This window comes from Glutamicibacter sp. AOP12-B1-11 (genome assembly GCF_052379245.1).
GTDB lineage: Bacteria > Actinomycetota > Actinomycetes > Actinomycetales > Micrococcaceae > Glutamicibacter.
The window spans coordinates 39,744-52,017 of record NZ_JBQSYL010000004.1; the positions used below are offsets into that span (position 1 = coordinate 39,744).

The window sequence follows — 12,274 nt, forward strand, 5'->3', positions numbered from 1 at the left end:
GCAACGCAAACCTTAAGGAATATCACATGAGCAAGCATGGAGCCCCGACAAATGTCGCCGATGAGCTCAAGGCGCTGAACTTGTCGGGACTGAAAGTCGCGATCGTTGCCGCCAGCTGGCACGAGATCATCATGAACGGCCTCATCGACGGCGCGCAGCGAGCCGCGCGCGACGCGGGGATCGAGAATCCGAGCCTGATCCGCGTGCCCGGCACCTTCGAACTCCCGGTGGCCGCAAGCGCGCTGGCTAAGTCCTACGATGCGATCATCGCCCTCGGCGTGGTGATTCGCGGCGGGACCCCGCACTTCGACTATGTCTGCCTGGCCGCCACGAACGGGCTGACCGACGTTTCGGTGAACACCGGCGTACCGGTCGGATTCGGCGTGCTCACCTGCGACGACGAGCAGCAGGCGCTGGACCGCGCAGGCCTGGAAGGTTCCAGCGAGGATAAGGGCTACGAAGCCTTCTCGGCCGCTGTGATGACCGTCGCAGCGCTACGCTAATGGCCGCTTGGGACGTCACAATAGGCATGGAAAATTCGGGCACCAGCCGGAAAAACGCTAGTCTTGTAGACGTGAAAACTTTTGACGAGCTCTTCAGCGAACTGTCGCTCAAGGCCCAAACCCGCCCGGAAGGCTCTCGTACCATCACCGAACTTGATTCCGGTGTCCACGGCATCGGCAAGAAAGTTGTCGAGGAGGCCGCCGAAGTTTGGATGGCCGCCGAGTACGAAAGTGACGAGGAAACAGCCGAGGAGATCTCCCAGCTGCTCTACCACTTGCAGGTTTTGATGATTGCCAAGGGTCTGTCCTTGGCCGACGTTTACAAGCATCTATAGCCGTCGCGCTGCTGCGACCGGGTCATCGCACCCGGTCGCAGGCACCGCTCGGCGGCAGTAACAACGGCCAATTAAATCCTTGGCGCTTGTTTTTGGCTTATCGCCCGGCGCCACACTCATGAAACGAGTAAATAAATGCTTCGCGTAGCCCTGCCCAACAAAGGCGCCCTCTCCGAAATCGCCTCCACCATGTTCAAGGAAGCCGGCTATCTCCAGCGCCGCGACACCCGCGAACTGGTTCTGGTCGATGAAGAGAACAACGTTGAATTCTTCTACCTGCGTCCGCGCGATATCGCCGTCTATGTAGGCCGCGGCATCCTTGACGTCGGAATCACCGGTCGTGACCTGTACCTCGATGCAGATGTCGACGACGATGTCGAGGAGCAGCTATCCCTTGGCATCGGCAAGTCCGCCTTCCGCTTTGCTGCCCCGGTCGGAGCGTTCAACTCCGTCGAAGAGCTCAACGGCAAGCGCATCGCCACCAGCTATGACATTCTTCTGGACCACTACCTGAAGAAGCAGGGGATCGACGCGAGCGTCGTCCGCCTGGATGGTGCGGTTGAGTCCTCTGTGCGTCTCGGTGTGGCCGATGCGATCGCCGATGTGGTCGAAACCGGAAACACCATCAAGGCCGCCGGCATGGAAATCTTCGGCGATGTGCTGCTCCAGTCGGAAGCGGTGCTCATCGGACGAGTCGGCCACAAGCCGGCCGGTCTTGACCTGCTGATCCGCCGCTTGTCCGGCGTGCTGGTCGCCCGCCAGTACGTCATGCTCGACTATGACATTCGCCGCGTTCAGGTCGAAGAGGCCTGCGCGCTGACTCCCGGTCTGGAATCGCCGACCGTTTCCGACCTGGCGAACTCGGACTGGTGCGCCGTGCGCGCCATGGTGAAGAAGTCGCAAACCAACAACATCATGGATGAGCTGTACGACGTTGGCGCTCGCGCGATTCTGGTCAGCCAGATCCACGCCTGCCGCATCTAGTTACGCCACCCTAGGAGATTTCAGCTCATGAGCGTAGCAATCCGTGTTATTCCATGCCTCGACGTCGATGCCGGACGCGTCGTCAAGGGAGTTAATTTCGAAGGCCTTCGCGATGCCGGGGACCCGGTGGAACTTGCCCGGCGTTACAACTTGGCCGGTGCCGATGAACTCACCTTCCTCGACGTGACCGCTTCCAGCTCGGACCGGGAGACGACCTTCGAGGTCGTTCGCCATACGGCCGAAGAGGTTTTCATCCCATTGACCGTTGGCGGCGGCGTGCGCGCGGCGGAGGATGTCGATCGCCTGCTGCGCAATGGCGCAGACAAGGCCTCGATCAACACCGCGGCGGTGGCTCGGCCAGACGTGATCAACGAGATTACCGAACGCTTCGGTTCGCAGGTCTTGGTGCTTTCCCTGGACGCCCGTCGGACCAACGATCCGTCGATCGCCTCGGGCTATGAGGTCACCACCCATGGCGGCCGCACGGGCACCGGCATGTGCGCGGTTGCGTGGGCCAAGGATGCAGCCGAACGTGGCGTGGGCGAGATCCTGCTGAACTCGATTGATGCCGACGGCACCAAGGACGGGTTCGATCTGGAAATGATTCGCGCCGTCCGCGCGGCCGTGAAGGTTCCGCTGATCGCCTCCGGCGGTGCAGGAAAGCCGGAGGACTTCCCGCCGGCAATCGAAGCCGGAGCCGATGCGGTATTGGCTGCTTCGATCTTCCACTTCGGACCCACCGATATGATCGCCAAGGTCAAGGAGAAGATCCGCGAAGCGGGCTATCCGGTACGCTAGGCATCAAACAACTAATGGGTCAGTTCATTTTGAACTGGCCCATTTTTGTGTCCGCAAGATCGCAGCCTCGGCAAATGCTAATCCGTAGCGATGAGTTGCTTCTTAGTTCGCCAGACATCAATTTCGATAGGGTCGCTTGGCACGGCGGCTTGTCCCGGGATTGCCTGCCACGGGCCGCCATCGACGCTGAATTCTCCGCGGAACAACGTGGTGAGCCCGACACCGTAGGTGCCCGTTTCTGTGTAGGAATGGCTTGTCGGTGTTTTATCTCGAAGGGTATGCTCCGGTGCTGGCTCGCCTGGGAAATCCAGGTTCCGGGTATTTCCATCACCATAATTCCAATTCCAGCCAACTGGGATAGCCCTTAGTTTCGTGGGAATGCCTCTAATGTCCGTGTTGAAATCTTGAGTATCACCTTCAGCCCACAGGTGTGTGTGGCCGTTTCGAAGCGAAAATTTATGGGGATCACTCTTCAGATTCGAACCACGAATGGGGAATTTTCTGAATTCTGAAGGTGTGATTACTAGTCGTTCAACTAGCTCCCCATCTCTGAGATCAATTGGTGTATTGTCTTCTGGACACAATTGATGTGTGATTTGTGTTTCTCCATCACGCGGTCCTCCGGTGAACCTTATTATGCGTGAATACGGTGACGTTCCGTCTTCGCAAAGTACGGAGTCCGGATTCTGATTGCAGCCTCGAAATCGTTCTAATCCGATAACGCAACCGTCGAGATATTCTACTTCATAACGTTGTTTTGGCTGTTGATTTATTAGGTCAGGCTGGTCTTGGTGATAAGGGTCGGTTTCGACATAATTTTTATCGCATTCCTCAACTAAGACTTCAATTTGGTTATTGTGAAATTGATTTAGATATGGACAAATTAGTGGTGACTCGGCAACATCAGCAATCGACATGCTCGAGTTAATGGACTGTGTACCTGTACAACCTAAGAACAACGCAAAAGCAGAGATCAATATATGGTGTTGCATGTCTTATTCCGAGAATTTCAAATCGAACATTTTCCACCCATCGTCCCAACGAAGAACTGTGATCCCCGTTATCGGTTCTTCTGAGGCAGTGCCACGCGCGACAAGCTCGCTGGGTGCTGAATAAATCTCTGTCTTCTCGGCTGTTGCTGAAAAAGACAGGATGGCTTCGGTACTGCTCGTTTTCTTGACGCTTTCAACATCTGCATCGTACTGACCGCCGACCTGCCAGTACTTGAGCTTTGCTCGACTACTAACTGGATCGATTAGGTTGTCGCCACAGACCTTGCAGCTACGCATCGTTATTTTGGTTATGTCGTCGACAGTATGAGTTTCGAGAGAATAATTAACTAAGTCGAAGTAGTACTTGACGAAGGCAATGGCGCCTTCTTCATTTTGCTTTTTGGCCAGCTCGGGCATCTGCGGCTTCGGAACATTTTTCGCGGGCCCTGTTGCGGTTGCCGGCTCGTATTTCGGCTTCGCCGGGGACGGGCTTGGCGTGGTGGTTTTCGATTCTTGCACCACCGGGCTAGATGACTCTGTGGGGTCCGGCGGGGACGCGCCACCCGCGCAGGCCGTAACCGTCAATGCACAAGCCAAAACGACAGATTGTGCCACTGCAATTTTCCGAGTGTTCATGAGAACTCTCCGAGCATGTCGAGGATCGCGTTTGAGCGATATCCTAGACCCCTCGCGCAGTTATTGGGAGAGCATGCGTGAAATGTGTGGATAACTCGAGGCCGTCAGGCCGAGCCAGGAATTAGTGACGAGCGCTAGATCGAGGGATGGTAGCCGCGGATAATCTGCAGCGCGCTTTGACCGGCTTCGAAGGTCACCAGGGCTTCATCGGTGCGTCCGGAGGCGTACATCATCAGCTCGGTGACCGGGCCGTTGATGGATACGGCGTTGGGAGCCTTCTTCGCTACGTGGCGTTGCCCATCCGGACGGCACAGGATGATGCCCACGGGCGCCTTGCGGAAGAACAAGCGCGAGGTCTTGATGAGGGATTGCCACAGCAGCTCCGTGTACTCCTTGTCCAGTACCCGGGGAGCCCACTGGGTGCGCGCACGGCGCACGTCTTCGGTGTGGATGAAGAATTCGTTGAGGTTCAGCGCCTTGTCCAGCTTTTCGAAGGAAAAGGGGGAGTAGCCCTTGGGCCCGGCACGGAAACGGCGCACCAGGGCCGCATACCGTTCGGGGGTTTGCGCGTCGTCGGCGAGTTCTTGCAGGCGCACATCGAGTTTCGTGGCGAGCGGCTTCAGCACGACGCCGGCGCTGAGCAGAGAATTTTCGCGGAGGACTAAGTGCGCGGCGAGGTGGCGGGTCTGCCAACCGGCGCACAGAGTGTCGGCGCTGGGGCCCGCTGCTAGCAGGGTCTCGGCCAACGCCAATCTGGAAGCTTGTACTAGGTGCATCACCTCTGAAACTAGCACGGGTCGGCGATTGATGGGCGTAATCATCCGCGGGTGTCGCCAAGCGGTTGCGATTGGCTCTAAGCGGTGCGTCACGCTCGGGAGCTGAACGCGGGAGACCCAGTATGCTAAAGGGGATGTCTACTTCTCAGAGCGGCTCGAATCCGAGCCCCGAACCAGAAAACCTCGACCCGCAGATCGCGCAGCGCCTGAAGCGCGATGCGAACGGGTTATTCGCCGCGATCGTGCAGCAGCATGACACCGGGCTGGTGCTCATGCTTGGCTGGATGGACGACGAAGCGCTGCGCCGCACGCTGTCCACCGGGCGAGTCACGTTCTACTCGCGCTCGCGCCAGGAATACTGGCGCAAGGGAGATACCTCGGGGCATGGGCAGTACCTGAAGTCCGCCGCCCTGGACTGCGACGGCGACGCGTTGCTGCTGATGGTCGACCAGGTGGGAGCCGCCTGCCATACCGGCACCGAGTCCTGCTTTACCGACCGCCAGCTGCCCGCCACCGTCGGCCACCGCCCCGAATAGTCCGGGCTTGCAGCCCACGAGCGCCCCGGCAAGCATCGGGCGTCCGCAAAGTTTACGCGTTTGAAAAGAAGCTGAATGAAAACCCTAGGCAAGATTTCCCCTTCCCGCGAGGCCTTTTTGGCCATGGCACCCAACCGCCGCGTCATTCCGGTCACCATCTCGGTGCTGGCCGATTCGCTGACCCCGATCGGCTTGTACCGCTCGCTGGCCGGAGGACGGCCCGGCACCTTCCTGATGGAGTCCGCCGCCCCCGGCGGGGTGTGGAGCCGGTACTCGTTCGTGGGGGTGAACTCGCCCGCGACGCTGAGCACCCGCGGCGGAGAGGCCTACTGGCAGGGGCATGTACCCGAGGGGCTGCCCACCGGCGGGGTGAGCGTGGACGTCCTGCGCGACACCGTGCGCGCGCTGCATACCGAACCGGTCCCGGGCATGCCGCCGCTAACCGGCGGCATGGTCGGCTTCATCGGCTGGGAGTGCGTGCGGCACTGGGAGCGCCTGCCCAATCCGCCGGTTGATGACCTGAACATCCCCGAACTGAGCATGAACCTGGTCGCCGACATGGCCGCGCACGACGCCACCGAGGGCACCGTGACGCTGATCGCCAATGCGATCAACTTCGATGGCCGCGAAGAGCACGCCGAGGCGGCCTACGATGCCGCGGTGGCGCGGCTGCAGAAGATGCTCGACCAGCTCGGCACCCCGCTGGACTCCACGGCCATCACCCTGCAGGGCACCGACGTGCCGCGCGAAACGCTGATGGAAGCGGTCAGCCACTCCTGGGCCGAAAACGAGTATTTGGAGGCGCTGGCGAAGGCGAAGGTGGCCATCGTCGACGGCGAGGTGTTCCAGATCGTCGTCTCGCGGCGCTTCGAGCTGGAGACCAAGGCGGACGCGCTGGACGTCTACCGGGTGCTGCGCGCGACCAACCCGAGCCCCTACATGTACCTGTTCAACTTCGAGAACGAGGACGGCGAACCCTTCCAGATCGTCGGCTCCTCCCCGGAGGCGCTGGTCACGGTCAACGACGCGCATGTGGTCACCCACCCGATCGCCGGATCCCGCCCGCGCGGGGCGAACTACGAGGAAGACCAGCTGCACGAGAAGTCGCTGCTGGCCGACGAAAAGGAACGCGCCGAGCACCTGATGCTGGTGGACCTCTCGCGCAACGACCTCTCGCGCGTCTGCCAGGCCGGCACCGTGGAGGTCACCCAGTTCATGGAGGTGGAGCGCTTCAGCCACATCATGCACCTGGTCTCCAACGTGGTCGGCAAGGCCCGGGAGGACGTGGACGCCTACGACGTGCTCGCCTCCACCTTCCCGGCCGGCACGCTCTCCGGGGCGCCCAAGCCCCGGGCGCTGCAGCTGCTCGACGAGTACGAGCCCTACCGCCGCGGAGTGTACGGCGGCGTGGTGGGCTACCTGGACTTCGCCGGCGACATGGACATGGCCATCGCGATCCGCTCCGCGCTGCTCAAGGATCACCGCGCCTACGTGCAGGCCGGCGGCGGCATCGTGAACGATTCGAAATTCGCCGACGAAGCGCTGGAAACCGTCAACAAGGCCGCCGCCCCGCTGCGTGCGGTGTGGGCCGCCGGCTCGATGCGCCCAGCCAATACCGAAACTGGTGGAACCAAGTGAAAAAACATCTCACCGCCCGCAATACCGCCCTGCTTGGCATCCTCGGAGCGCTGGCCGGGCTGTGGACCGCCACCCGCACCTGGGTGGTGGTCCAGGTCGAATCCGGCACCGTGCAGGTCCCGGAGATCGTCGTCGACGGGTCCACCGCCGCCGCCTCCGTCACCGCCCTGTGCGTCGCGGTGCTCGCCGGTGCGCTTGCGCTGCTGATCGCCGGGAAGATCGCCCGCTACCTGATCGGGCTGATCACCCTCTTGGCCGGCATCGCGGTGATCGCCGCCGGAGTCCAAGCGGTCACCAACCCGCAGGCGGCGGCCGCCGGCGCGGTGGCCGAGGCCACCGGGCTGACCAGCGGCGCCGGGCAGTACACCGTTTCGCTTTGGCCGTCGCTGACCGTGGTGGCCGGGGCGATCATCGTGCTGCAGGGAATTCTGGTGCTGATCTATTGCGGCGGGTGGAAAAAGAGCTCGAAGTACGACCGGGAGGTTTCCGCGGCCCCCGCGGCCAAGGACGCGCAATCGCGCGGGATCTCCGACTGGGAGCAGCTCTCCAAGGGCGAGGATCCCACCAGCGGCAACCAGTAGGTGATTCGGCCCACCGGGACGCAACGAAGCGCCGTGGAATAGGCCATCATCAAGTCCAAGTGGCAGAATAGTAAGCGAAGTCCATCGCGCCGACCGGTCCACCGGGGCGGCGCGCAACCTGAAGAGCAAAAGGGAGACATCCAGCAATGTCGCAGAACACCGAGATTGACCCGGTCTACAACGAAGAAATCGGCCACGGCAACTCGATCGCAGCCTGGGCCTGCGTCGGCACCATGATCGTCGGTTCGATCGTCGGCGGCGTCGCCTTCGCGTTCCACAACTCGGCCATCGTCTACGCGGGCGCGGGCATTATGGTGCTCGGCCTGATCGTCGGCTGGATCATGAAGAAGGCCGGTTTCGGCGTGGGCGGTTCGCGCAGCGGAGCAGCGCACTAAATTGACTGTTCTTGATGACATCATCGCGGGCGTCCGGGAAGACCTGGGCGCCCGTCGCGCCATCACCAGCCTCGCGCAGGTGAAGGCCGCCGCGGCCGCCATGCCGGCGGCCCGCGACGGCTTCGCGGCCCTCGGCGGCCAGGCCGGTCCCGCCGCGCGCGACACCATCCTGCGGGTGATCTCCGAGGTGAAGCGCAAGTCCCCGTCCAAGGGCGCGCTGGCGCAGATCCCCGAACCGGCGGAGCTCGCCGCGGCGTATGCCGCCGGCGGCGCCTCGGTGATCTCCGTACTCACCGAACAGCGGCGCTTCGGCGGTTCGCTGGCCGATTTGGACGCGGTCCGCGAGGCGGTCTCGATTCCGCTGCTGCGCAAGGATTTCACCGTCGACGAGTACCAGATCTACGAGGCCCGGGCGCACGGCGCGGACCTCGTATTGCTCATTGTTGCGGCGCTGGATGATCAAACGCTCTCCAGTTTCCTAGAATTGACCCACAAGCTGGGAATGAACGCACTGGTGGAGACGCACACCGAGGAGGAAATCGCGCGGGCCGTAAAGGCCGGGGCGAAGATCATCGGCGTGAACGTGCGCAACCTGAAGACCCTCGAGGTGGATGTGGACACCTTCGGCGCGTTGGCCCCGTTGCTGCCAAGCGACGCGGTGCTCATTGCCGAGTCGGGTGTCGAATCGGCCGAACAGGTGGAAATCTACGCTGCGGCCGGGGCGGACGGAATCCTCGTCGGGGAGGCGCTGGTCAAGCACGCGGACCCGCAAGCCACCGTCGCGGAGTTCATCGCGGCGGGTACCGCAGCCAAGCCGGCGCGCTAGGCGAGCCGAACCCAGATCTTCGGTGCCCGGCCAGGGCCTGCTTCCTGGCCGGGCACCGCTAAAAAATTCAAGAGAAGAGGGAATCGATGAACGCATCGGATGACTCGCTGAAACATGCCAGCGGACCGTATTTTGGGCAGTACGGCGGACGCTGGATGCCCGAATCGCTTATGGCGGCCATGGATGAGCTGAACGAGACGTTCGAGGCGGCCAAGGCCGACCCGGCGTTCATCGAAGAGGTCAAGGAGCTGAACCGCAGCTACTCGGGCCGCCCCTCGCTGCTGACCGAGGCGAAGCGCTTCTCCACCGAGGCCTGCGGCGGCGTGCGCGTATTCCTCAAGCGCGAGGACCTGAACCACACCGGCAGCCACAAGATCAACAACGTGCTCGGCCAGGCGCTGCTGGCCAAGCGCATGGGCAAGACCCGCATCATCGCGGAGACCGGAGCCGGCCAGCACGGCGTCGCCTCGGCCACCGCAGCGGCCCTGATGGGCCTGGAATGCGTGGTCTACATGGGCGCCGAGGACACCCGCCGGCAGGCGTTGAACGTCGCGCGCATGCAGCTGCTCGGCGCCACGGTGATCCCGGTGACCGTCGGCTCCCAGACGCTGAAGGACGCGATCAACGAGGCGCTGCGCGACTGGGTCGCCAACGTAGGCACCACCCACTACCTGCTGGGCACCGCCGCCGGCGGGGCCCCGTTCCCGGCCATGGTGCGCTACTTCCACGAGGTCATCGGCGAAGAAGCCCGCGAGCAGATCATCGCGCAGGCCGGCCGCCTGCCCGATGCGGTCACCGCCTGCATCGGCGGCGGATCGAACGCCATCGGCATCTTCCACGGCTTCCTCGACGACAAGGAGGTGGAACTCTACGGTTTCGAGGCCGGCGGCGACGGCGTGGACACCGACCGCCACGCCGCGACCATCACCCTGGGCAAGCCCGGCGTGCTGCACGGGGCGAAGAGCTACCTGATGCAGGACGACGACGGGCAGACCATCGAGTCGCACTCGATCTCCGCGGGCCTGGACTACCCGGGCGTCGGCCCGGAGCACGCCTACCTGGCGGATATCGGCCGCGTGCACTACGAACCGGTCACCGACACCGAGGCGATGGACGCGTTCAAGATCCTCTGCCGCACCGAGGGCATCCTGCCGGCGATCGAATCCGCGCACGCGCTGGCCGGCACCATCCGGCTGGCGGCCCGCAAGATCGCCGAGGGCGCGCAGCCCGAAGAGACCATCATCATCGCAAACCTGTCGGGCCGTGGGGACAAGGACGTGTCCACCGCCGCGCAATGGTTCGGCATGCTCGATTCCGAGGCCGCTGAGAACACCCCGGAGGGCAACTAAATGTCGCGTGTCACTAGTGCAGAAAAGATCGCCGCGGCGCGTGCCGAAGGCCGCCCGGCGCTGATCAGCTACCTGCCCGCGGGCTTCCCGGATGTCGAAACCAGCATCGAGGCGGCCGTCGCGCTGGCCGAGAACGGGGTGGACGTCATCGAGATGGGCATCCCCTACTCGGACCCGGTGATGGACGGGCTGGTCATCCAGGAGGCGACCAACCACGCGCTGGCCAATGGCTTCCGCGTGGCACAGATCTTCGACATCGTGCGCGGGATCACCGAGCGCACCGACGCCGCGGTGATGGTGATGACCTACTGGAACCCGGTGCTGCGCCTGGGCGTGGACGAATTCGCCCGGCGCTTCGCCGAAGCCGGCGGGGCCGGGCTGATCACCCCCGACCTGGTGCCCGACGAGGCCGCCGAATGGCAGGCCGCAAGCGAGAAGTACGACCTGGAACGGGTGTTCCTGATCGCTCCGAGCTCCACCGAGGCGCGCGTGAAGCAGACCGTCGCGGCCTCCTCCGGGTTCGTCTACTGCGTTTCGCTGATGGGTGTCACCGGGGCGCGCAGCGAGGTTTCCTCCGCCGCGCAGGCCGTGGTGGACGCCGCCCATGCCGCCGGCGCCGCGAACGCCTGCGTCGGGCTCGGCGTTTCACGCCGCGAACACGTCACCGAGATCGGCGGCTACGCCGACGGGGTGATCGTGGGCACCGCGCTGGTCGCCGCGCTGCGCGACGGGGGAGTGCCCGCCGTGGGCCGCCTCGCCGCGGAGCTGAGCGGACGGGCCTAGGCATGCTCCCGGTCTCCATCCCGTCTCCGCCGGAGGAATTCTCCAAGCTCTCCCTGGGCCCGCTGACCATCCACGCCTACGCGCTGTGCATCTTGCTGGGCATCGTGCTGGCGCTGTGGCTGACCGGGCGGCGGATGCGTGCCCGCGGCGGCGACTCGGACCTGCTCTGGGACATCGTCATCTGGGCGATCCCCTTCGGCATCGTCGGCGGCCGGCTCTACCACGTGCTGATCACCGACCCGATGTACTACTTCGGGCTCGGCGGGCAGCAAGCGCACTGGGCCGAGATCCCGCAGCTCTGGCTGGGCGGACTGGGCATCATGGGCGCGGTCTCGCTGGGCATCGTCGGCGCCTGGATCGGCTGCCGGCGGAGCGGGGTGCGGCTCTCGGCCTTCATCGACGCCGTCGCCCCCGGCGTGCTGCTGGCCCAAGCCGTGGGCCGTTGGGGGAACTGGTTCAACCAGGAACTCTTCGGCGCGCCGACCACCCTGCCCTGGGGACTTGAAATCGACCCGGAGCACTATAACTTCCCGGCCTCGCTGCCGCCCGAGACGCTCTTCCACCCGACCTTTCTCTACGAATCATTGTGGAACCTGCTGGGCGTGGTGGTGCTGCTGGCGCTGGACAAGAAGTTCGCGCTGCGCCGCACAGCGTTGTTCTGCTGCTACGTGATTTGGTACGGCATCGGCCGGACCTTCACCGAGTCGCTGCGCCTGGACGCGGCGGAGATCATCAGCATCGGCCCGCTGTCCCTGCGCATCCACCAGTGGCTGGCCATCGCCCTGGTCGTCTTCGGCTCGCTGGCGCTGGCCTACGTGCTGGCGAAGCTGCGCGGGGAAGGCAAGGATTCGCTCTTCCTGCCCGGGCGCGAGCCGGCGGCCCGCGCCGCGGCGGCGGGCACCGACGCTCCGTCGAGCAACACCGAGCGGCAGATCACGAAGGACGACGAGCAGCCGCCGGGCTGATCGCGGAGCTGCCTCCGCACCTCCAACGGGGATCGAAAAACACCAGCGCGTGTTTTTTCGGTCCCCGTTTCGGCGTTAACGCAGGACTTTTTTGCCCCTCGGGTGGGCGGTACGCAATCTGCGCGAAACATTTAAAAATCGGCTCAACCCCGGGCGAAACAATGGAAAAGGCCAGCA

The 12,274-nt window shown here is 63.5% G+C and carries 15 protein-coding genes; 12 read left to right on the forward strand and 3 right to left on the reverse strand.

The annotated features are described in order from the left end of the window. The first annotated feature begins 26 nt into the window (after window positions 1-26). The 4 genes from ribH (at window position 27) to hisF (ending at window position 2,620) form a co-directional block, all read left to right on the forward strand. Window positions 27-503: a 6,7-dimethyl-8-ribityllumazine synthase gene (gene ribH / locus ACT3UQ_RS03270; protein ID WP_105568907.1), complete on the forward strand. Its 477-nt coding sequence runs from the start codon at window positions 27-29 to the stop codon at window positions 501-503. Window positions 504-574: 71 nt separating this feature from the next. Beyond that, window positions 575-838, forward strand: a complete 264-nt coding sequence (locus ACT3UQ_RS03275; RefSeq protein WP_096285317.1) for a phosphoribosyl-ATP diphosphatase — start codon at window positions 575-577, stop codon at window positions 836-838. A gap of 135 nt (window positions 839-973) precedes the next feature. After that, window positions 974-1,822, forward strand: a complete 849-nt coding sequence (gene hisG, locus ACT3UQ_RS03280; RefSeq protein ID WP_096285257.1) for an ATP phosphoribosyltransferase — start codon at window positions 974-976, stop codon at window positions 1,820-1,822. Window positions 1,823-1,849: 27 nt separating this feature from the next. After that, complete coding sequence (hisF, locus tag ACT3UQ_RS03285) at window positions 1,850-2,620, forward strand: imidazole glycerol phosphate synthase subunit HisF (RefSeq protein WP_096285255.1); 771 nt, start codon at window positions 1,850-1,852, stop codon at window positions 2,618-2,620. A 77-nt stretch (window positions 2,621-2,697) separates the two neighbouring features. Here the strand turns inward: hisF and ACT3UQ_RS03290 are convergent, their stop codons facing one another. From ACT3UQ_RS03290 to ACT3UQ_RS03300, 3 genes are all read right to left on the reverse strand, one after another. Further along, window positions 2,698-3,537: a hypothetical protein gene (locus tag ACT3UQ_RS03290; protein ID WP_141393509.1), complete on the reverse strand. Its 840-nt coding sequence runs from the start codon at window positions 3,535-3,537 to the stop codon at window positions 2,698-2,700. A 78-nt stretch (window positions 3,538-3,615) separates the two neighbouring features. After that, window positions 3,616-4,248, reverse strand: coding sequence for a DUF6318 family protein (locus ACT3UQ_RS03295; protein WP_444636483.1), 633 nt, complete (start codon window positions 4,246-4,248; stop codon window positions 3,616-3,618). Window positions 4,249-4,382: 134 nt separating this feature from the next. Next, a complete protein-coding gene (locus ACT3UQ_RS03300; RefSeq protein ID WP_105552509.1) occupies window positions 4,383-5,024 on the reverse strand; it encodes a TIGR03085 family metal-binding protein in 642 nt (213 codons plus the stop codon). 134 nt (window positions 5,025-5,158) lie between these two features. Between ACT3UQ_RS03300 and hisI the strand changes: the two genes are divergently transcribed. The 8 genes from hisI (at window position 5,159) to lgt (ending at window position 12,097) form a co-directional block, all read left to right on the forward strand. Further along, window positions 5,159-5,560, forward strand: a complete 402-nt coding sequence (hisI, locus tag ACT3UQ_RS03305) for a phosphoribosyl-AMP cyclohydrolase (protein WP_096285251.1) — start codon at window positions 5,159-5,161, stop codon at window positions 5,558-5,560. A 75-nt stretch (window positions 5,561-5,635) separates the two neighbouring features. After that, the gene (locus ACT3UQ_RS03310; protein ID WP_105552349.1) at window positions 5,636-7,198 is read left to right on the forward strand and encodes an anthranilate synthase component I; all 1,563 of its coding nucleotides are present in this window, start codon (window positions 5,636-5,638) and stop codon (window positions 7,196-7,198) included. Next, on the forward strand, window positions 7,195-7,779 hold the full coding sequence (locus ACT3UQ_RS03315; protein WP_181148234.1) for a Trp biosynthesis-associated membrane protein: 585 nt from the start codon (window positions 7,195-7,197) through the stop codon (window positions 7,777-7,779). Before ACT3UQ_RS03310 ends, ACT3UQ_RS03315 begins: the two co-directional genes overlap by 4 nt. A 146-nt stretch (window positions 7,780-7,925) precedes the next feature. Next, window positions 7,926-8,174, forward strand: a complete 249-nt coding sequence (locus ACT3UQ_RS03320; protein ID WP_105552347.1) for an HGxxPAAW family protein — start codon at window positions 7,926-7,928, stop codon at window positions 8,172-8,174. Between the two features lies 1 nt (window position 8,175). Then, window positions 8,176-9,000, forward strand: a complete 825-nt coding sequence (gene trpC / locus ACT3UQ_RS03325; RefSeq protein ID WP_444636484.1) for an indole-3-glycerol phosphate synthase TrpC — start codon at window positions 8,176-8,178, stop codon at window positions 8,998-9,000. An 86-nt stretch (window positions 9,001-9,086) separates the two neighbouring features. Beyond that, entirely contained in the window at window positions 9,087-10,349 is a 1,263-nt protein-coding gene (gene trpB, locus ACT3UQ_RS03330) for a tryptophan synthase subunit beta (protein WP_105552345.1), read from the forward strand. After that, window positions 10,350-11,132 (forward strand): tryptophan synthase subunit alpha, encoded by a 783-nt coding sequence (gene trpA, locus ACT3UQ_RS03335; RefSeq protein WP_444636485.1) that lies wholly within the window; start codon window positions 10,350-10,352, stop codon window positions 11,130-11,132. A gap of 2 nt (window positions 11,133-11,134) precedes the next feature. Next, window positions 11,135-12,097, forward strand: a complete 963-nt coding sequence (lgt, locus tag ACT3UQ_RS03340; RefSeq protein WP_444636486.1) for a prolipoprotein diacylglyceryl transferase — start codon at window positions 11,135-11,137, stop codon at window positions 12,095-12,097. The last annotated feature ends 177 nt before the right edge of the window (window positions 12,098-12,274 follow it).